Origin of the sequence: Paraflavitalea soli (assembly GCF_003555545.1) — a bacterium.
GTDB classification, from domain to species: Bacteria; Bacteroidota; Bacteroidia; order Chitinophagales; family Chitinophagaceae; genus Paraflavitalea; species Paraflavitalea soli.
Genome location: NZ_CP032157.1, coordinates 4,216,949 through 4,235,039 on the forward strand (window position 1 = coordinate 4,216,949; position 18,091 = coordinate 4,235,039).

At 47.4% G+C, this 18,091-nt stretch carries 24 protein-coding genes; 14 read left to right on the top strand and 10 right to left on the bottom strand.

Annotated features, from left to right (window positions below):
• The first annotated feature begins 6 nt into the window (after positions 1-6).
• Positions 7-1,014 (top strand): metallophosphoesterase family protein, encoded by a 1,008-nt coding sequence (locus tag D3H65_RS15625; protein ID WP_119051205.1) that lies wholly within the window; start codon positions 7-9, stop codon positions 1,012-1,014.
• A 77-nt stretch (positions 1,015-1,091) separates the two neighbouring features.
• Here D3H65_RS15625 and D3H65_RS15630 read toward each other — a convergent pair whose 3' ends face one another.
• The 4 genes from D3H65_RS15630 to D3H65_RS15645 form a co-directional block, all read right to left on the bottom strand.
• The gene (locus D3H65_RS15630; protein ID WP_119051206.1) at positions 1,092-1,307 is read right to left on the bottom strand and encodes a hypothetical protein; all 216 of its coding nucleotides are present in this window, start codon (positions 1,305-1,307) and stop codon (positions 1,092-1,094) included.
• 130 nt (positions 1,308-1,437) lie between these two features.
• On the bottom strand, positions 1,438-2,295 hold the full coding sequence (locus D3H65_RS15635) for a sugar phosphate isomerase/epimerase family protein (RefSeq protein ID WP_119051207.1): 858 nt from the start codon (positions 2,293-2,295) through the stop codon (positions 1,438-1,440).
• 128 nt (positions 2,296-2,423) lie between these two features.
• Positions 2,424-2,726, bottom strand: a complete 303-nt coding sequence (locus D3H65_RS15640) for a type II toxin-antitoxin system RelE/ParE family toxin (RefSeq protein WP_119051208.1) — start codon at positions 2,724-2,726, stop codon at positions 2,424-2,426.
• A complete protein-coding gene (locus D3H65_RS15645; protein ID WP_119051209.1) occupies positions 2,723-2,968 on the bottom strand; it encodes a hypothetical protein in 246 nt (81 codons plus the stop codon). The genes D3H65_RS15640 and D3H65_RS15645 overlap by 4 nt, the downstream gene beginning before the upstream one ends.
• Before the next feature lie 132 nt (positions 2,969-3,100).
• Between D3H65_RS15645 and D3H65_RS15650 the strand changes: the two genes are divergently transcribed.
• The 8 genes from D3H65_RS15650 to D3H65_RS15685 all read left to right on the top strand — a co-directional run bounded on the left by D3H65_RS15650 (position 3,101) and on the right by D3H65_RS15685 (position 8,844).
• Entirely contained in the window at positions 3,101-4,021 is a 921-nt protein-coding gene (locus D3H65_RS15650) for a glutamate--tRNA ligase family protein (protein WP_162915655.1), read from the top strand.
• 145 nt (positions 4,022-4,166) lie between these two features.
• Entirely contained in the window at positions 4,167-4,478 is a 312-nt protein-coding gene (locus tag D3H65_RS15655; protein WP_119051211.1) for a hypothetical protein, read from the top strand.
• Between the two features lie 51 nt (positions 4,479-4,529).
• The gene (locus D3H65_RS15660; RefSeq protein WP_119051212.1) at positions 4,530-4,922 is read left to right on the top strand and encodes a winged helix-turn-helix domain-containing protein; all 393 of its coding nucleotides are present in this window, start codon (positions 4,530-4,532) and stop codon (positions 4,920-4,922) included.
• 128 nt (positions 4,923-5,050) lie between these two features.
• Positions 5,051-6,130: a cytochrome-c peroxidase gene (locus D3H65_RS15665; RefSeq protein ID WP_119051213.1), complete on the top strand. Its 1,080-nt coding sequence runs from the start codon at positions 5,051-5,053 to the stop codon at positions 6,128-6,130.
• A 6-nt stretch (positions 6,131-6,136) separates the two neighbouring features.
• Positions 6,137-6,643 (top strand): molybdopterin-dependent oxidoreductase, encoded by a 507-nt coding sequence (locus tag D3H65_RS15670; RefSeq protein ID WP_119051214.1) that lies wholly within the window; start codon positions 6,137-6,139, stop codon positions 6,641-6,643.
• Positions 6,644-6,886: 243 nt separating this feature from the next.
• Positions 6,887-7,672 (top strand): copper resistance protein NlpE N-terminal domain-containing protein, encoded by a 786-nt coding sequence (locus D3H65_RS15675; RefSeq protein WP_119051215.1) that lies wholly within the window; start codon positions 6,887-6,889, stop codon positions 7,670-7,672.
• 54 nt (positions 7,673-7,726) lie between these two features.
• Positions 7,727-8,497 carry an exodeoxyribonuclease III gene (gene xth / locus D3H65_RS15680; RefSeq protein ID WP_119051216.1) on the top strand — a complete coding sequence of 257 codons (771 nt, stop codon included), beginning with the start codon at positions 7,727-7,729 and terminating at the stop codon, positions 8,495-8,497.
• The gene (locus D3H65_RS15685) at positions 8,494-8,844 is read left to right on the top strand and encodes a DUF1801 domain-containing protein (RefSeq protein ID WP_119051217.1); all 351 of its coding nucleotides are present in this window, start codon (positions 8,494-8,496) and stop codon (positions 8,842-8,844) included. Before xth ends, D3H65_RS15685 begins: the two co-directional genes overlap by 4 nt.
• 1 nt (position 8,845) lies before the next feature.
• On the opposite strand, the gene D3H65_RS15690 is transcribed toward D3H65_RS15685, so the two are convergent.
• Positions 8,846-9,205 (bottom strand): winged helix-turn-helix transcriptional regulator, encoded by a 360-nt coding sequence (locus D3H65_RS15690; protein ID WP_119051218.1) that lies wholly within the window; start codon positions 9,203-9,205, stop codon positions 8,846-8,848.
• A gap of 153 nt (positions 9,206-9,358) precedes the next feature.
• Between D3H65_RS15690 and D3H65_RS15695 the strand changes: the two genes are divergently transcribed.
• From D3H65_RS15695 to D3H65_RS15710, 4 genes are all read left to right on the top strand, one after another.
• A complete protein-coding gene (locus tag D3H65_RS15695) occupies positions 9,359-9,958 on the top strand; it encodes an FMN-dependent NADH-azoreductase (protein WP_119051219.1) in 600 nt (199 codons plus the stop codon).
• Positions 9,959-10,015: 57 nt separating this feature from the next.
• A complete protein-coding gene (locus D3H65_RS15700; RefSeq protein ID WP_119051220.1) occupies positions 10,016-10,936 on the top strand; it encodes a helix-turn-helix transcriptional regulator in 921 nt (306 codons plus the stop codon).
• 150 nt (positions 10,937-11,086) lie between these two features.
• Complete coding sequence (locus D3H65_RS15705; RefSeq protein WP_119051221.1) at positions 11,087-11,506, top strand: DoxX family protein; 420 nt, start codon at positions 11,087-11,089, stop codon at positions 11,504-11,506.
• A gap of 45 nt (positions 11,507-11,551) precedes the next feature.
• Positions 11,552-12,559 (top strand): alpha/beta fold hydrolase, encoded by a 1,008-nt coding sequence (locus D3H65_RS15710; protein WP_119051222.1) that lies wholly within the window; start codon positions 11,552-11,554, stop codon positions 12,557-12,559.
• Positions 12,560-12,563: 4 nt separating this feature from the next.
• Here the strand turns inward: D3H65_RS15710 and D3H65_RS15715 are convergent, their stop codons facing one another.
• The 3 genes from D3H65_RS15715 to D3H65_RS15725 all read right to left on the bottom strand — a co-directional run bounded on the left by D3H65_RS15715 (position 12,564) and on the right by D3H65_RS15725 (position 14,850).
• Positions 12,564-12,836: a hypothetical protein gene (locus D3H65_RS15715; protein WP_394341575.1), complete on the bottom strand. Its 273-nt coding sequence runs from the start codon at positions 12,834-12,836 to the stop codon at positions 12,564-12,566.
• A gap of 421 nt (positions 12,837-13,257) precedes the next feature.
• Positions 13,258-14,490 carry an RNA polymerase sigma factor gene (locus D3H65_RS15720; RefSeq protein WP_119051223.1) on the bottom strand — a complete coding sequence of 411 codons (1,233 nt, stop codon included), beginning with the start codon at positions 14,488-14,490 and terminating at the stop codon, positions 13,258-13,260.
• 9 nt (positions 14,491-14,499) lie between these two features.
• Positions 14,500-14,850: a YciI family protein gene (locus D3H65_RS15725; protein ID WP_119051224.1), complete on the bottom strand. Its 351-nt coding sequence runs from the start codon at positions 14,848-14,850 to the stop codon at positions 14,500-14,502.
• A gap of 169 nt (positions 14,851-15,019) precedes the next feature.
• Between D3H65_RS15725 and D3H65_RS15730 the strand changes: the two genes are divergently transcribed.
• Positions 15,020-16,297, top strand: a complete 1,278-nt coding sequence (locus D3H65_RS15730) for a sugar MFS transporter (RefSeq protein WP_119051225.1) — start codon at positions 15,020-15,022, stop codon at positions 16,295-16,297.
• Here the strand turns inward: D3H65_RS15730 and D3H65_RS15735 are convergent.
• A complete protein-coding gene (locus D3H65_RS15735; protein ID WP_119051226.1) occupies positions 16,263-17,534 on the bottom strand; it encodes a serine hydrolase domain-containing protein in 1,272 nt (423 codons plus the stop codon). The two genes, D3H65_RS15730 and D3H65_RS15735, sit on opposite strands and share 35 nt — an antisense overlap.
• 110 nt (positions 17,535-17,644) lie before the next feature.
• On the bottom strand, positions 17,645-18,055 hold the full coding sequence (locus D3H65_RS15740; RefSeq protein ID WP_162915656.1) for a hypothetical protein: 411 nt from the start codon (positions 18,053-18,055) through the stop codon (positions 17,645-17,647).
• Positions 18,056-18,091 lie beyond the last annotated feature (36 nt).

Genomic DNA, 18,091 nt, shown 5'->3' on the forward strand with positions numbered 1-18,091 from the left:
ATTCATATGCGCAGTCAGTCAGTTAAAAAAACAGGTCGTTTCTCCCGCCGCGATTTTATTGCTACTACTGCCACGGCAGCTATGGCACTCGCCATTCCTGCCCGCGCCCTGAGCTCGCTGAAGGGCATGGCAAGACCGGTGAAAGTGGGTGTGATCACAGACCTGCACCAGGATATTATGCATGATGGTATTACGCGGATGAGGGCCTTCGTACAACATATGCGACAAGTAAGGCCGGATGCCATACTTCAAATGGGGGACTTTGCTGTTCCCGGCGATAAGAATAAAGAAGTGATCGACCTGTTTAACCAGGCGCATCGCAACCGGCTGCATGTGATCGGCAACCATGATACGGATGCCGGCTTTACGAAAGCGCAATGTATCAGCACCTGGGGTATGTCCAACCGCTACTATACGCAAAAGGTAGATGACATCACCTTCATTGTACTGGATGGGAATGATACGGGCTCCCCTTCTTATACCAGCGGCTACCCGGCTTATATCAACGAGGAACAACAGGTATGGCTACAGGAAAGGCTGCGGGAGATTAAAGGACCTATTATTGTTGTATCACACCAGCCGCTGGCGGGGCCTGTAGCAGTTGACAATGCGGAAGTGATACAGGATATACTCAGCACAGCAGCAGACAAAATACTGGTAGCGCTTAATGGGCATACTCATATCGATGCACAATATGAAGTAAAAGATATCAATTATGTACACCTCAATTCGGCTTCTTACTTCTGGATAGGGGGTAAATTCTCGCACGACAGTTACGCTAAAGAAATCATACAGGCGCATCCACTCATTGCCAGCACCTGCCCTTACCAGGACCCTTTGTTTACCACGATGACAATCGATCCGCTGCGGTCACTGATCACTTTTGAAGGCCGGCAAAGTACCTGGGTGGGAAAATCTCCGATGGATCTGGGCTATGACGGACCGTATAAATTAGAGACGGTAACACCTTCCATCAGTGGGCGGAAGATATTGAAACGGGGGAAAGAGGCTTAGGAGGCAACCAGGCAGCGAGGCAACAAGGCAGCGAGGGGAGGAAAAGCAAGAAGGCAGCAAGAGGAAGGACCTGTAAATTATGTGCGGGAGGATCGCTGGCGGAGCCATTTCTTAAGCTGCTGTCCTTTCCACAACCACAATCCGGAGAGTACGATCACGGGGAAGCAAACTATTTGGGTGAAAAGAGCTGCGAAATGCAGGGAGGCCACGGGACCATAGATATAACCGACTACGGGGATACTGAGTAAAATATGTAGCCACCGGATAATTTTTCTTTCTGTAGATACTTTCATACAAATGATGTTTGAAGTGCTACAGTAAAACTAAACTACCTGGTGGCTACGACTGCCGGCTCAGTAGACCAGCAAGGAAAATGAGTAGACAAGATCGGCTGCCATCAGCAGACTGTCGTGCCCCGCCACTTTAGTTCCCGGCGTTGATCCTTTTGGCAACACGCATAAAATACTGGGTGCTTTCCTGTACTACGGGCAGGTTGTTTTCCCACAGGTATTCGTATTCCACCGAAAAATATCCTTTGAAACCTTGTTGTTTCAGTTCATTTAATACGCCTGCGATATTGCTTACGCCGGTACCCCAGGGTACATCATGAGCAGCCTTCGATCCGAATATATGGAGGTCCTTCACATGAAAAGCCCATATCCTTCCCTGCAAGGCCTTGATACAGGCAATGGGATCAAGTCCTGAGCGTACCCAATGGCCGATATCACCACAAACGCCGATCATATTGCTGCGGTTCTTCAGTTGATCGAGCAAGATGGAAGGATGCCAGTAAACTGCAGGCACAGGATGGTTGTGCAATGCAGCGCGTATATTGTATTCCTTGCAGAATTTATCAAGTGTTTCCAACTGGTTCATGGGGGGCTCGGTAGTAATGTGCTCGAGGCCCAGCTCTTTGGCAAATTCAAAGATGGCCCTCCACTCCTCTTCATTCTTGCCACTTACCACACCATAACAGATGGCCTTGATGCCATTGTCTTTTAATAGTTTTTTAATCAGGGCCTTGTCTTCTGCTGTAGCAGTAAAGGCGGTAGTGGCGGTACCATTTTTAGTGATCTTCTGGCCGGGGAAGAGTTCTACATATTTCAGTCCAATGCTCTTCATTTTAATAAGGGCTTCTTCCAGGCTGAACAAGCGGAAAGTGTAGGCCTGGCTGCCGAGTTTCCAACCCAGGGAATCGGGCAGCAATAGTTCTGTATTGGACGACTGGGCAAAGGAAAAGATGCTTACAAAAAGCAGGGCGATCATTAAGAGACGTTTCATTCGATGGGGGATTAATTACAAAATTAGGAGCGAATATACTTTAATAAACGCAGTAGAAGAGGTCGGCAATCGTGAATCGCCAATGCATACGAAAAAAGCCTGCCGTTATTGTAGCAGACTCTACAACATTAGTGCTTACGGTATTTCTTATCGGGATCCCTTTTGTTATGAAATACAGAAGTGATGATTACCTTCTTCTTCTTTTCGTCTACGAAGTAAACAATCGTGTAAGGGTATCTTTTTAATGCAGTTTCCCTAAAAACATTGTATACATTTCTGAACCGGAAAGGATCTTTACAGATGGTGGCGATCATTTCTGCTACTTCCTTTACAAGGTTTTCTGCTGCCACTATACTCCTGTCTTTATACCATTCCACAGCCTCTTTATATTCCACCAATGCTACCGGATCATAGATATTCCGGTACTTCATTTCTTCTTTTTTGTTGTCAGCAATTTCCTGATCTGCTTGTTTGCATCTGCTGCGCTCACCATTTCTCCCCCGCTTTTATAATGGGTATGCCTGTTATCCAGTTCTTTTTTGAATTCATCGGTATACTCCCATTCTCCCTGGGTAATCTCATCTTCCAGTAATGTGAAAATGGCCTTCACTCTCTTTTCTTCAGCATTATCTATAAATTGATGAAGCTTTTGCCTGATAGCTGTTGTCCTCATAATTAAGCTCATTTTTAACAAATTTACGTTTTTAAATGACTATCCAAAATGGGGATATTCAGACAGAGTATACTACAGATTCTCAACCGACTGAGAGGAAAATTTACCAAAAGAAAGTATTATTGTATACTAATGGCCGGGGAATTACATTTCAACAGAACGAGGATTGCACCAACACCCAGTGGTTTCTTACACCTGGGCAATGTGTTGTCGTTTGTGATCACGGTAGCATGGGCACGGAAAACAGGGGCAAGCATCCTGCTGCGCATCGATGATCTTGACCGCGAAAGGTATCAACCCCGGTACGTGCAGGACATCTTTGATACGCTGTATTTCCTGGAGCTGCCCTGGGATGAAGGTCCACGCGACCTGACTGACTTTGAGCAGCACTATAGTCAGGTACACCGCCTGCCGCTTTACCAGGAAGCCTTACAGGTGTTGGGCAACCATGGGCCGGTATATACCTGCACCTGTTCGCGCTCCACAATACACGGTGTTACTACCAACAGCGCCTATCCCGGCACCTGCCGCAATAAATACTATCCGCTGGATACAGCACAGGCCAACTGGCGGTTGTATACGGGTGATAGCAAGCCGCTGGAGATACGGACATTGCCGCAGGGAACTATGACCACTACCCTACCGCCTTCTATGGAAGATTTTGTGGTACGCAAAAAAGATGGAATGCCGGCTTATCAACTTACCTCGATCGTAGATGACCTGCATTTTGGTGTGGACCTTATTGTACGAGGGGCCGACCTGTGGCCTTGCACGATCGCCCAGCATTACCTGGCCTCGCAACTACCTGCCAATAGTTTTCACCAAACAGCTTTCTTTCACCATGCGCTGCTGACGAATGCAGCTGGCGCTAAGCTGTCTAAGTCAGCGGGAGATACTTCCATTCAATCGCTCAGGAAAGGACATAATAATTCTTCTGCTATTTATGGTTTACTCAGCAGGACGCTTGGCCTTCAGGAACAAGCTCATAACTGGGAAACGCTGGCAGAACAATTGCCGGACATGCTGCATCAGCCCCATGGAATTAATGAGTAGTGGCTCCGGCCTTTGGCGGGACCTACCAGTTGGCTTTATCCTTTTTTACAGAATTAGTATTATATTGTCATTCAAACCGGGTGCCAAACGGTAACCTGCTGGCTTGAACGATTATAATCCTGGGTAACCACTTAAAAACACTGTTATGATCCTCACTATCCTGCTTTCGCTGATGGCTATTAGTTTCATTGCTCATGTATTGATGTTGTTTACCAGCTTTGGTGCTGGCGGCGTTAAGAAAAAACGCTACTTCCTATCACACCTCACGCTTTGGCTCACCGGGATATTTGGTTACGTGATCGCCTGGATCTATGCCGGAAAAGACGTATCTCCTGTTATCGATGTATTTGACACGCCCTTTAAACAATTCCTGATCATCGTGCTGGCCTTTGCCTTATCGCTGATTGCGCACAGCATTGTAAGGATGTTTGTATTACCGCAATACAAGCGCGCATAAGCTGTTGACCATAACGGGAAGCCTACCAAAGTGTGTACATTTGTTGTACACATGAAAAAGCCAATAAAAGCCCTGCTCAAAAAGGGGCACTATAAGGTAAGCGGCAGCCTTTGGATCGAAGGCAATGGCACGCGCTTTTGGGGACCAGGGCCGGTAGAATTGCTGGAGCATATTGAAACAACAGGTTCTATCAACCAGGCGGCCAAACAGATGGGCATGTCCTACAAAAAAGCCTGGGAAATTGTAAACAGGCTCAACACGATGACCACCAGCCCGGTGGTGATCACGGCTACGGGGGGTGAGAAAGGGGGAGGTTCTTCCATTTCAGCGGAAGCAAAAGAAATGATCGCTTATCACCACCAGTTGCGCGAACGCTTCCAGGCCTTTCTGGAACAGGAGACGAAGGCGTTGGGAGACCAGCAGATGCATGCAACAAAGCGGTAGCCCCTATGGGGCATAATACACGTTCGATACGATCGCTTGCTACAAAGCGGTTATGTAAAGGGCTATGGGAATCTGGCAGAAGCGTTATATCTTTGAAAATATAACGCATTATACATGCGTACACCCTGATGAAGCGCCCCATTGTTTATACAGGATGCATTCTTTTTATGGTGGCCTGTTTGTCGGCCATGAGTGTCCACAGGCAAATGGCCAAACCATTGAAACCGGACTATCCCTCCTATTTCGGCAACCGGATATTTATTCCTGCAGATAACCCGCTGACGGAAGAAGGGGTGCAGCTAGGCAGGTTTTTATTTTATGAAACAAAGTTGTCGGCCAATAACCGTATTTCCTGTGCGCATTGTCACCAACAGGAACGTGCTTTTACAGATGGGCTGGCATTCAGCACGGGTGTAGATGGCACCTTAACAATGCGCAACAGCATGTCATTGGCCAACCTGTTGTGGATACGTAATTTCTTTTGGGATGGAAGGGCGCAGGGGCTTGAAGCACAGGCGCAGGTTCCGCTCACTGACACGCATGAAATGGGACAACCGCTGGCAACCGCTGCTGAAAAATTACAAAAGACTAAAAACTATCCCGCACTTTTCAGCAAGGCCTTTGGCACTCCGGTGATCACAGGCGATCGTATCCTCAAAGCGCTGGCACAGTTTGAGCGAACGCTGATCTCGGCCAACTCCACCTACGACCAATACCTGCGGGGCAGCTACCACCCTACAGCGGCTGAATTAAATGGTATCAACCTGTTTTTTACGAATCCCAACGCTGCCACCAATGTACGGGGAGCGGCCTGCGCACACTGTCATGGTGGTCCTAAAACATTCAGTGAACTGTTTCACAACAATGGGCTGGACAGTGTGCCGAAAGACGACGGACGGGCCACCATCACGGGCCAATCTATTGACAAAGGAAGGTTCAGGGTAGCCACGCTTCGGAATATAGCCCTTACGGCGCCCTATATGCACGATGGCCGCTTTACCACGCTGGAAGCAGTGGTGGATCATTACAATGAACACATTCAGCAAAGCCCTACGTTGAGTGTATTCCTGCAAAACAACCAGCCAGGCATGCGTGGCAGTCAGCTGGGCTTAACTGCTTCAGAGAAGAAAGACCTCATCGCCTTTCTTCATATGCTCACGGATTCTTCTTTCATCACTGATCAACGTTTTTCCAATCCTTTTAAATAACGAAATATGAAAACTGGCTGCCTTTATATAATACTGCTGCTTGTCTGCTTCTCTTTGCACACGGTACAGGCACAGGTAAAAGAAGCTCCCGCTTTTATAAAAGTAACGGGAGAAGTGAAAACACCCTTACAGCTTACGATGACGGACCTCACAAAGATGAAAGCGACTATGGCCACGCTGAAAGACCGGGATGGCATTGATCATAGGTATACAGGCATAGCAGTGCAGGATATTCTCAACCAGGCAGGCGTAACTACGGGTAAAGAGTTGCGCGGAGAAAACCTGTCGAAATACCTGCTGGTGCGTTGTGCAGACGGGTATGAAGTAGTGTTCTCGCTGGCCGAACTGGACTCTGCCTTTACGGACAGAACGGTGATCCTGGCGTATGAAGTGGACAGCAAACCGCTGGCAGCAGATAAAGGACCTTTCCGCCTGGTAGTACCGGGTGAAAAAAAGCCGGCCCGCAGCTGCATGCAGGTGGTTGAATTGGTGGTAAGGTTTGCGAAGGAATAAGGAACGGCAATCGGCAGTCGTGAATCGGCAATGCGTCCCGCGGAGCGGGACAAGTTATGCTTCGATAGCGGATTTCTCCCTGCGGTCGAAATGACAAGGAAGGGGAATCGAGATGACAAGGAAGGTAGAGGGTCGAGGATGACATGACTATTTTTCTTATATTTAGTATGCTAAAAAAGCAATGGATCCACCCTATTCTATCCGTAGAACGTATCGTTATTATTTTACTCCAAAGCTGAAATAATGAAGAAGATCACGTTCATCTACCTGCTCGTGTTGGCCGGTATTGTTTTTCTCCAATGTAATACGCCCTCTCCTGCAACGAATAAAAATGCTACGGATACTGCACACAATAGTCAAAATGCGCTGGATTGGGATGGCATTTACCGGGGAGTATTGCCCTGTGCAGATTGTCCGGGTATACAAACGACGATCTATCTGAACAGGGACCTGAGTTTCCTCAAAAAGACAAAATACCTGGGCAAGCCGGATACTGCCTTTGAGTTATCGGGCAAGTTTACCTGGAATACAGCAGGCAATACGATCACGCTCAATGATGCTGGCCAGGCAATCAGTTACCTGGTGGGAGAAAATACGCTTACACAGCTGGATATGAGTGGCTCAAAGATCACGGGGAACTTAGCCCCCAATTATATCCTGAGCAAATCAAATTTTGCCATCCTGGAAAGGTATTGGAAGCTGGTAGAACTGAATGGCAAACCAGTACTGGTAGACAGCACTTTCATTAAGGAACCGCATATCGTGCTAAAAGATGCAGGTAACCGGATCACAGGCAATGGCGGGTGCAACGGATTTTCAGGCACCTTTGAGGTAGGGCCGCTTAACGGCATCACCTTCTCTAAAATGGTCTCTACGGAAATAGCCTGCCCGCAGCTGGACCTGGAATCACAATTCCTGAATGCCTTGCAATTGGCGGATAACTTCACGATCTCGGCCGACAATCTCGTATTGAACAAGGCGCGGATGGCTCCGTTAGCCAGGTTTAAATCAGTCTCTCATGCACAATAGGACAATGGGCTTGTAAAAGTTTCTTAATTTAGTTTACCACCAGCCAATTAAATTATGAAAATAGCCACCTATAATGTGAATGGAGTGAACGGCAGATTACCGGTATTGCTTCGCTGGCTCGAGGAATCAGCACCTGATGTAGTGTGTCTGCAGGAACTCAAAGCACCACAAGAGAAATTTCCGGAGCAGGCCATCAAAGATGCAGGCTATCACGCCATCTGGCATGGACAAAAGAGTTGGAATGGTGTCGCCATCCTGGCCCGCCATGAGCTACCCAAAGAAATAACCAGGGTGCTTCCCGGTGACGCGGAAGACAGTCATAGCCGGTATATCGAGGCTACTGTCAATGGTATTGTAGTTGGCTGTTTGTATCTTCCCAATGGCAACCCTGCGCCGGGGCCCAAGTTTGATTATAAGCTCAGCTGGTTTGAACGTTTGGCTGTTCATGCCAAAACGCTACTGGCGCAAAAGAAACCCGTAGTACTGGCGGGAGATTACAATGTGATGCCTACGGAACTGGATGTTTATAAGCCAGAACGCTGGGTGGATGATGCACTGTTCAGACCGGAAACGAGGGCGGCATTTGCAAAACTGGCGGCGCAAGGGTGGACAGATGCCTTACGCACGCTTCACCCCAATGAGAAGATCTATACTTTTTGGGATTATTTCCGGAATGCTTACGGCCGTGATGCGGGCTTACGTATTGATCATTTCTTATTAAGTCCACAAATAGCCGGCAAACTGAAAGCGGCCGGTGTAGACCGTCATGTACGGGGATGGGAAAAAACAAGTGATCACGCGCCTGTTTGGATTGAAATTTCATGAACAGCAAATTGGAAAATTACTACCTCAGTAAACCTGAGCCTTACCAGGGTTGCCTGCTGGCACTTTGCCAACTCATATTAAGCACGAACCCGTCCATTGTTCACGAGCGTAAATTCCAGATACCCTTCTTTACCTACAAAGGCAAAAAACTTGGCTACCTGTGGCTCAACAGGAAAAAACTCATGCTGGGGTTATGCCTTGACAAAAGTTTGCAGGATGTAGTGCCTGGCATCAAACCCAAAGACCAGTATGAATCTTTTCAAATTGATCCGGAGGAAGACCTGCCGGTGGAGTTGATCACAGAAAGGTTACACTACTACCTGGAACGAATAGACCAGGCAAAATAGCTCAGCGCTGGGTGATCTTCTTTTTATGCATAGCTCCCCATTCCTGAAGGGACCTGACAATATGGTGTAGGGTATCGGCATATTCTGTACGTTCGTACTCCACGGATACGACAGCAGTTGATGGATCAACCAGCCGCTTAACAAATCCATTTAACTCGAGGTCTTTCAACTCGGCGGACAATACCCGGGCAGAGATACCCTTCAATATCCTTTGTAATTCATTGAATCTTTTCTTTCCATCGGCCAATGCAATGATGATCCTTAATTTCCATTTGCCGCCAATTACATACATCGCATCGTCTACCGCATCGAGCGCTTCCATGCATTTGCCACTATTAAGATGAGCCTGAAGAGTTTCCATAATCTGTGATTGAGGTGGTATCCTACAGGTTACCACTATCCTTGCAGTAACCTTGCGTTTTCGATCAGCAAATGTACATAGCTTGCACCATCAAACCTGCGCAGGAATGAGCATGTCGTTATAGCATTTCCTAACTTCTTTACATACAATACAATGAAGAACATCTTGCATGTCACCTCCAGCCCAAGAGGTGAACATTCCCATAGCATCAGGTTGGCCAACCGCATTATCGACCGGCTTACCGCCCGTTATCCCGGCAGCAATGTACATATCAACGATACGGTTGCAAAAAATTATATTCACCTCAATGCTATCCACCCGGTAGCGTACAAAACGCCGGAGTCGGAACATTCACCCGAACAAAAAGAAACTTTGTACAGCTCGGACCTGGCAGTAAAAGAATTGATACAGGCTGATATTATTGTTATCAGTATCGCCTTGTATAATTTTAACATTCCATCTGCACTCAAGGCCTGGATAGATCACGTAGTGCGGGCAGGCAAAACATTCAGCTACCAAAGCGGGCAAGCAGAAGGCCTGCTCAAAGGGAAGAAAGTATACCTCGCCATTGCTTCCAATGGGGTTTATTCGGATGGCCCCATGAAGCCTTATGATTTTGGGGAGCCTTATCTGCGGTTTATTCTTTCCTTTATGGGGCTTACAGATATTACTACCTACAGGGTGGAAGGAGCTGGCATTCCGGGGATTATGGAAACGGCCCTGGAGAAAGGATTGGAGAGCGTGGCAGTATAATTGCTATCTTGCAGGGTCTTTCGGCTTTGACCGAAGGACCCTTTATTTAAGCAGGATATGTATTTTACCAGCCTTCCAGATCATACCAGGCCAGGATTTGATGAAGCCTTGCATTTCAGCAAATTCAGGAAACACAATATCATCTTCAATGCCTTCAGCAGCAATAGTCATTGTGATGATCATGTGGGTTGTCTTTCCTTTAAGACGCTGCTCACCGGCGAAGAATGGTATGGCATCAACAATTACCGGCTTGCGGTAAGGCCAGGGCAATTCCTGATCCTGAATGATGAGCAAAATTATTCCTGCAGTATTAATAATGGCGAGAAAGCAAAGGTACTCTCGGTCTTCTTCAAAAAGGAATTCGCCACTGCGGTATTCCAGGATACGCTGAACAGTGAAGAAACGTTGCTGGATAATCCTTTCAACGATGATGGCAAAACGCTTGAATTCTTTCAGACGCTCAACGATATAACGCCCGCATTGCAACAGCAGTTGATGGGCCTCATTGCTGCGCTGGACAGCAGTGGATATTCCGAAAATATGGTAGATGAGTACCTGGTCTTTTTATTACGCTACCTGATCCACACACAGAAAGCCGCGTCAAAGCAGGTTAAGAACGTACATGCCCTTAAAGCCAATACAAGGACGGAGGTATACAAACGACTATGCATTGCACGGGACATTTTGCACTCTTCCTATATGGACAATCCCGACCTGCCTGCGATCAGTGCGCTCGCCTGCCTGTCTGTGCCCCAATTGGTAAGGCAGTTCAAAGCAGTTTTTCATACCACACCACATCAATACCTTACGCGTATCAAGCTCGAACGGGCTGCTGAATTATTAAAGCATACAGATAAACCGGTACATGAAATCACCTGGTTATGCGGGTTTGAGAATGTCAGCGCATTTTGCCGGGCATTCAAATCAGCCTTTGGGATACAGCCGCTTAGCTTTAGAAAAAAAGGCGACCAGCTATAGCAAACATAAACGCCAAAAGCCGGGGCTTTATACCCACTTCCCTATTGTCTGCCTCACCCCTCAAACTGTCCACTTCAAGGTTTTTCACTTACCCAGCTCCCCGGGATCAAACATCTTTGTGCCATCAAATAATACAAAACAAATAATATCATGAGCACAAAATCAACAAAAGCAATTTACTGGGCAGGGGTAGTATTAACCTCCTTATGGTTTGGCACAAGCGGCGTTTGTGAATTGACCAGGAATGCACTAGTATGGGACATCACACTACAATTGGGATATCCTGCGCACTTTATTTATATCCTCGGGGTGGCCAAACTGGCAGGGGTAGCAGTATTGTTAACACCCAACAGGTTACTTCGTTTAAAGGAATGGGTCTTCGCAGGGGTATTCTTCGACATCAGTTTTGCCTTCTTCTCCAAACTGGCGGTGCTTGGCTTTGCCGCTACGCTCGATGCTATAATTGCCTTTGCGATGGTAGCAGTAACCTATACGATGTTCCGGAGATTATATACTGGCACCTATGCCACTGTTGGTTTTCAAAGCGATCGTCGTTTCTCCAATCAATAACCAGCCTATCTTTGCGAATCATTACAACTTAAAAAATAAAATAAGATGAAACCTATTAATAATACCGACCGCAGTCGCTTTTTGAGCGCTGCCGCCTTCACCCTCGCCACTACTTTTCTGGGTAGCACTCCATCTGCAGAAGCGCAGACATCCTTTGACCAGATCAAACAGGTGAAAACAGGATTACTCGACATTGGTTATGCAGAAGCCGGTCCGGCAGATGGTGAGCCTGTTATTCTATTGCATGGCTGGCCTTACGATATTTACAGTTACAAGGAAGTATCAGGTTTGCTGGCCGCCAAAGGATACCATGTGCTGGTTCCCTACTTGCGTGGCTATGGTACTACGAAGTTCCTCAAGGCCTCCACACCTCGCAACGGACAGCAAGCTGCATTAGCAGTGGATGTGATCGATTTCATGGATGCGCTGAAAATTAAAACAGCGATTATTGGCGGTTTTGATTGGGGTGCCCGTACAGCGGATATCGTGGCAGCTTTGTGGCCAGAACGTACAAAAGCGCTGGTGTCTGTGAGTGGTTACCTGATCGGCAGTCAGCAAGCCAACAAAGCCCCATTGCCGCCCAAAGCAGAATTGTCCTGGTGGTACCAGTATTATTTTGCCACCGAACGTGGTCGCCTGGGCTATGAAGCCAACCGCCGGGATTTCGCCAAACTGATCTGGCAAACAGCCTCACCGGAATGGCATTTCAACGACGCGGAGTTTGCACAGTCTGCTGCGGCTTTTGACAATCCGGATCACGTAGCCATTGTTATCGATAATTACCGCTGGCGCCTGGGCCTGGTAAAAGGGGAAGCTAAATATGAAGCGCTGGAAAAGAAGCTCGCTACAGGACCGGTTATTACGGTGCCAACTGTTACGCTCGAAGGAGATGCCAACGGCGCTCCGCATCCTGCACCCGCAGCTTACGCAGCCAAGTTCACCGGCAAGTACGCACACCACACTTTAACAGGAGGGGTTGGCCACAATCTGCCGCAGGAAGCGCCGCAGGCCTTCGCCGATGCCATTGTGGAAGCTGCTGGTTATGCCAAATAATGGTTTATTTATTCCGGTCGCTACTGAAGGAATCCCTGAACATCTTCCATCCGTTCGGGGTTTTCTTCCATAGCACCAGGAATTTTCCATCATTGATCACCTTATTGTTGACATCAAAGGTGCGCCAGAATCCTACTTCGGTAACATACTCCACGGCATCGCCAAACACATCGATCGTAATAAACTTACCATTTCTAAGACCCGCTTTATAGTAGGCCATTTTATACAACTCGAGGGGCGCATCCACCCCACAAAGCGCGGGAGCATTCGCCGGCATGATCCAGCAGTCCTTTGCATACCGGTCGATCAGTATGGAAGAATCTCCTTTAACAAAAGCCTGGAAATAAAGGCATTGCTCGCTGCTATTTCCTTTTTAGCAGTTTCCAGGTTGGCATTGTTTGTTTCCTGCGCCTGGCCATTAAAAAGCAGCATCAACAGCAATACGATTTGTAAGAATTGGACTGATTTGCTGGATTATTTTTGGCTGTAGGGAGGAGGCAATGGGGGATTGTTAACAAAGGGAGAAGATTTCTCACTCCGCTGCGCTGCGTTCGAAATGACAGCCAAGGGTATTGGCGCTGCATTCGAAATGACAGAACGTGAGTCGGCAGTCGACAGTCGGCAGTCGGCAATGCGTTTGCTTCGATAGCGGATTTCTCACTCCGCTGCGCTGCGTTCGAAATGACAAAAAAGGGAGATTACTGCTTGCAGGCCAGTATTTTGTTGGAAATAAGCAATTTGTCAGCTGTTGATTTGGTAAGTTCCAGCGCCATTTTAAAATGGGAGATGGCTTTGGCGTTGTCAATGCCGGTGTAGAGCTCTCCCAACAGGGAATGGTATAAATGATTACCGGCAAGGCCTATCTTTTCCGCTTCTATGATCGCCTCTTTTTTGCCGTTTGCCTTGGCCAGTGCAAAGGTTCTGTTTAAAGCGGCAATGGGGGAATATTCAATCAATAGCAGCTGATTATATAGCTGTAAAATATTTTCCCATTTTTCCTGGGTATCGGCTTTGATGGTATGCCAGTAAGCGATGCCAGCTTCCAAATGGTATTTTGATATCCTGGTGCCCTGCGAGGCCTGGTTTAAGAAACATTCTCCTTTGGCAATCAATTCCTGGTTCCACAGATCGGTGTCCTGATCCTGGTACAGGATTATTTCTCCCTGTTGATTGTGTCTTGCGTTGAACCTCGACGCATGAAAGCACATCAAAGACAGCAAGGCATTGACAAAGGGGGTATTGGTTTGCTCGTTTTCGACCAGCAGGTAGGTCAGCCTCATGGCTTCCAGGCAAATATCCTCCCGCAGGGTAATATCCTGGCTGGAAGAATAATACCCTTCATTAAACAGCAGGTACAACACCATCAAAACGGTAGACAGCCGGTCGTCTATTTCGGATAAGGTAGGCTGCTCTATCCTGATCTTTTCCGTCCGCAGCTTTTCTTTGGCGCGTTGCAGGCGTTTGTAAATAACTGTTTTGTTTGTCAAAAAAGCATGGGCAATTTCATCAATACCAAATCCGCAAAGCAGGTTCAGGGCCAATCCAATTCTCGCTTCTGCCGGATTACAGGGATGGCAAACAACAAACATCATGGCGAGTTGGCTATCATTAATATTTTTGACAGACAGATCAATCTCTATTGCTTCGGAAGCTGTTGCCGTATAGCTTATTTCTTTTGCAATATGCTGTGCAAAAAGGGAGTGACGCTTCAGATAGTCTTTGGTCTTATTTTTCGCTACCAGGTAAAGCCAGGCTGCCGGGTTTTCGGGTAATCCTTTTAAGCCCCATAATTCAGAAGCAACCAGGAAGGTGTCGCTTACAATGTCTTCGGCAATTTCAATATGTTCAATGCCAAATAATTTACAGAGTACAGAAACGATCTTCCTGTACTCTGTTCTGAATAAATGTGGAATAAGCTCTCTTTGTTCCATAGCAAGCTATCAAGGTACAATGGGGCTGATCTCCCTGATCTCTACATTTCCGCCAATGGCCAAAATGGGGCAACCTTTAGCCAGTTCTGTTGCTACCTCCATGGAATCGGCTTTCACGATGCTGTACCCAATAATACATTCTTTAATTTCTGTGTAAGGGCCGTCGGCAATTACATTGTCGGCTTTCAGTACTTTGCCGTCGGGTACCAGCCTGTTGCCCCGGTCGGTCAATTTATTTTGGGCAGCAATACCACCTATCCAGTCCATCCACCGCTTTGTATTGGCTTGCATTTCCGTGGGAGAGGCGGGCTTAGGCATTGTATTATAATCTGTTCTGTATACCAATAAGAAATCTTTCATGTTGTTTGCAATTTTTAGTTATTAAAAACTAATGACGATCGGGTTGACTGGATTGGACAAGCTTTAGGGAATATTTCTCTCCCAGCCCTCCCTTTTTTTGCGCAATCGATTGGCTTCCATCCATGGCCGGTCCGGACCTAACTTCATCCTAAACATAAACAATTTCAGCATGACAAATTCTACCAGCAACCGGAATGCCATGGTAATGATCGGCATCCTGTTTTTTGTATTTGGCTTTGTAACCTGGCTCAATGGTACGCTGATACCCTTCCTGAAGCTGGTTTGTCAGCTGGAAACGGTGACGGAGGCCTTTTTCGTCACTTTCGCATTCTACATGGCCTATTTCTTCCTCGCCATCCCTTCGGCAAGGATATTACAATCTACGGGGTTTAAAAACGGTATGGCGCTCGGTCTGCTCATCATGGCCATTGGATCATTGGTATTCATTCCGGCCGCACATAACAGGAGCTTTGCCTTATTCCTCACGGGGCTCTTTATACAGGGTACGGGCTTATCCCTGCTACAAACGGCTTCCAATCCATACATTAGTATTATTGGTCCCAACGAGAGTGCGGCACAGCGCATCAGCATCATGGGCATCTGCAACAAAGGCGCGGGAGCGCTCAGTCCCCTGATACTGGGCGCCCTGATCCTCAGGGATGCCGGTACTTTGGAAAAGGAGATCACGGATACGACCGGTGTTGCCGCCAAAGAGGTGCTCCTGAACGAGTTGGCGGGCCGGGTCATCATGCCTTACCTGGTAATGGCTGCCATACTGGTTGTATTGGCGGTGCTTATAAAACGAAGCAGCCTGCCGGAAATAGATACAGCAGCCATGAGTGATGATGCTGCTACGACCTCAGGCAGGGAACAGAAAACTATTTTCCAATTCCCCCATTTGTGGCTGGGTGTACTTTGTCTTTTCTTGTATGTAGGGGTGGAAGTAATGGCCGGCGACGCCATTGGGATATTTGGTCAAAGCGCCGGCATCAGCCTCGAAACCACCCGCTATTTTACGACCTTTACGCTCATCGCCATGCTGGTGGGTTATGTGATCGGCATCTTTACCATTCCGCGCTATATCAGCCAGCAAAATGCGCTCAAGCTCTCGGCCATCTCAGGTATACTGTTCAGCATTGGTATCTATTTGAGTAGTGGTTATATGGCCATCGTTTTTATCGCATTACTGGGCTTGTCCAACGCACTGATGTGGCCCGCCATTTTTCCGCTGGCGATCAAAGGACTGGGCAGGCATACGCAAATGGGTTCTGCCCTGCTGGTGATGGGCATTGCCGGTGGCGCCATCCTTCCGCTACTGTATGGACTACTGAAAGACAAATGGCAGCTTCCCAATGCAGCAGCCTTCACGCTCTGTACCTTGCCTTGCTACCTGTACATCTGCTATTATGCGATCAAGGGACATAAGGCCCGTACACGGCATCTCTGAAACTTTTATGGAGCTTCACTTTGTCGAAAGGAACCAATTGGGTAAATAGTACAGCGGTAAGCTCGTTTACAGGATCGATCCAAAACATGGTACTGGCAGCGCCATCCCAGAAATACTCGCCTACGATGCCATTGTTCTCGGCAGCATTGGCAGGGGGCTGGGTACGCACCGCGAAATCAATACCAAATCCTACGCGGCCTTTGCTGGGCAGCCACATGCGTTTTGAAACGGTGTCGGACAATTGGTTGGTAGCCATTAATTGCACTGTTGCTGGTTTTAAGATACGCGTTTTACCAAATGCTCCTTTGTTCACCAGCATTTGTATAAACTTCATATAATCGTCCAGGGTAGTCGTGAGGCCCCATCCACCAGGCTTTAATGCCTGTTCTTTTGTATTGAAGAAATTAGCTTGTTCATCCGGCACCCGGGTCAATACACCTGCATCGCTGCGGTTATACAGGGCGGCAAAGCGCTTCCTGTCTGCTTCCGGTACGAGGTAATGTGTATTGACCATTTTCAACGGATCAAAAATGGTTTCCTGCAGGTATTGATCAAAAGGTTTGCCTGAGATCCGTTCTACCACATAAGCCTGCACATCTACGCTGATGCCATAAGCCCATTGGTCGCCCGGATGAAATTCCAATGGCAGGCTGGCGAGTCTTGTGGCCATTTCAGTCAATGTATTGGCAGGGTTTGTAACATCTGCCTTTTTTACCAGGGCCGCTAATGCAGGGATATCATTACCGGCAAACCCGGCCGTATGGCGTGTAAGATCACGAATGGTAATGGGGCGTTTGGCCGGCTCCAGGATGAGGTTGCCGCTGGCATCTACTCCTTTGTACACTTTCATATTCGCAAACTCTGGCGCGTATTTGGAAAGGGGATCATCGAGTTGGAAAGCACCTTTTTCATACAAGGTCATGAGTGCTACGCCGGTTACGGGTTTGGTCATGGAGAAGATGCGTACAATGGTGTTGCGATCCATGGGCAATTTTGCTTCCCGATCGGCATAACCAAAAGCATTGTAGTATACTTCTTTTCCCTTCTCAAAGATCAACGCAGATACACCGGCTATCTTTCCTGAATCAGGAAAGCTTTTCAAGGTGGCGTCAATACGGCTTTTTACGGCTGCATTGATGATGGGAGGAGGTATGTGATGATCAGCAGGAGTAGGAAACCAGGTAAATGCACTGGCGATAAGGAGCACAGGCAATATGGCAAGGATAGGTTTACGCATCGTTGTATGTTTAATATTGCTTCGGGGCGATAGCGCCCCTTTGAAGTTAAACATTTCAACTGATTTTTCGCAAATGCCTCCTGCAATCAGGCCTTAACTGGTATCAAGTGTTAATGATTTCTCGGGAAGAATACCCTTAGGGACAGCAACAATACATAGGGTACCATGGCCACGAAAAATGAGACAAATTGACCATTGCGTTTATTGGGATCGTTGTTCCCGGACTTTTCATACTGATTGCAGATCTTCTCATCATAGCTGTTGATGATGAAAATATAATAAAAGAGCATGGCAGTGATCACATATACTGATACAGCAAAGGACATGGCCAGAGAGGGGGTAGAGAACCAGGCACGCCGTACCAATCGTAAAAAAACAGCCTGTATCAACAGTATCCATCCGCCGGCGGAAAAAGATACAATATACATAGCCTGCAATCGTGCAGAAAGGCTGGTCATGCTATAACTACGTTCCTGACAGTAGCTGTATATATTAAAATAAACATACGCTAATCTTTTCACGGGTAGGGATTTGTAGGGTTATCGGACGCACGGTCT

Bases quoted from the DNA above. Each gene is read 5' to 3' on its own strand.
- D3H65_RS15625 (WP_119051205.1), top strand. From the start codon at position 7: ATGCGCAGTCAGTCAGTTAAAAAAACAGGTCGTTTCTCCCGCCGCGAT.
- D3H65_RS15630 (WP_119051206.1), bottom strand. From the start codon at position 1,307: ATGAAAGTATCTACAGAAAGAAAAATTATCCGGTGGCTACATATTTTA.
- D3H65_RS15635 (WP_119051207.1), bottom strand. From the start codon at position 2,295: ATGAAACGTCTCTTAATGATCGCCCTGCTTTTTGTAAGCATCTTTTCC.
- D3H65_RS15640 (WP_119051208.1), bottom strand. From the start codon at position 2,726: ATGAAGTACCGGAATATCTATGATCCGGTAGCATTGGTGGAATATAAA.
- D3H65_RS15645 (WP_119051209.1), bottom strand. From the start codon at position 2,968: ATGAGGACAACAGCTATCAGGCAAAAGCTTCATCAATTTATAGATAAT.
- D3H65_RS15650 (WP_162915655.1), top strand. From the start codon at position 3,101: ATGGCCGGGGAATTACATTTCAACAGAACGAGGATTGCACCAACACCC.
- D3H65_RS15655 (WP_119051211.1), top strand. From the start codon at position 4,167: ATGATCCTCACTATCCTGCTTTCGCTGATGGCTATTAGTTTCATTGCT.
- D3H65_RS15660 (WP_119051212.1), top strand. From the start codon at position 4,530: ATGAAAAAGCCAATAAAAGCCCTGCTCAAAAAGGGGCACTATAAGGTA.
- D3H65_RS15665 (WP_119051213.1), top strand. From the start codon at position 5,051: ATGAAGCGCCCCATTGTTTATACAGGATGCATTCTTTTTATGGTGGCC.
- D3H65_RS15670 (WP_119051214.1), top strand. From the start codon at position 6,137: ATGAAAACTGGCTGCCTTTATATAATACTGCTGCTTGTCTGCTTCTCT.
- D3H65_RS15675 (WP_119051215.1), top strand. From the start codon at position 6,887: ATGAAGAAGATCACGTTCATCTACCTGCTCGTGTTGGCCGGTATTGTT.
- xth (WP_119051216.1), top strand. From the start codon at position 7,727: ATGAAAATAGCCACCTATAATGTGAATGGAGTGAACGGCAGATTACCG.
- D3H65_RS15685 (WP_119051217.1), top strand. From the start codon at position 8,494: ATGAACAGCAAATTGGAAAATTACTACCTCAGTAAACCTGAGCCTTAC.
- D3H65_RS15690 (WP_119051218.1), bottom strand. From the start codon at position 9,205: ATGGAAACTCTTCAGGCTCATCTTAATAGTGGCAAATGCATGGAAGCG.
- D3H65_RS15695 (WP_119051219.1), top strand. From the start codon at position 9,359: ATGAAGAACATCTTGCATGTCACCTCCAGCCCAAGAGGTGAACATTCC.
- D3H65_RS15700 (WP_119051220.1), top strand. From the start codon at position 10,016: ATGTATTTTACCAGCCTTCCAGATCATACCAGGCCAGGATTTGATGAA.
- D3H65_RS15705 (WP_119051221.1), top strand. From the start codon at position 11,087: ATGAGCACAAAATCAACAAAAGCAATTTACTGGGCAGGGGTAGTATTA.
- D3H65_RS15710 (WP_119051222.1), top strand. From the start codon at position 11,552: ATGAAACCTATTAATAATACCGACCGCAGTCGCTTTTTGAGCGCTGCC.
- D3H65_RS15715 (WP_394341575.1), bottom strand. From the start codon at position 12,836: ATGCCGGCGAATGCTCCCGCGCTTTGTGGGGTGGATGCGCCCCTCGAG.
- D3H65_RS15720 (WP_119051223.1), bottom strand. From the start codon at position 14,490: ATGGAACAAAGAGAGCTTATTCCACATTTATTCAGAACAGAGTACAGG.
- D3H65_RS15725 (WP_119051224.1), bottom strand. From the start codon at position 14,850: ATGAAAGATTTCTTATTGGTATACAGAACAGATTATAATACAATGCCT.
- D3H65_RS15730 (WP_119051225.1), top strand. From the start codon at position 15,020: ATGACAAATTCTACCAGCAACCGGAATGCCATGGTAATGATCGGCATC.
- D3H65_RS15735 (WP_119051226.1), bottom strand. From the start codon at position 17,534: ATGCGTAAACCTATCCTTGCCATATTGCCTGTGCTCCTTATCGCCAGT.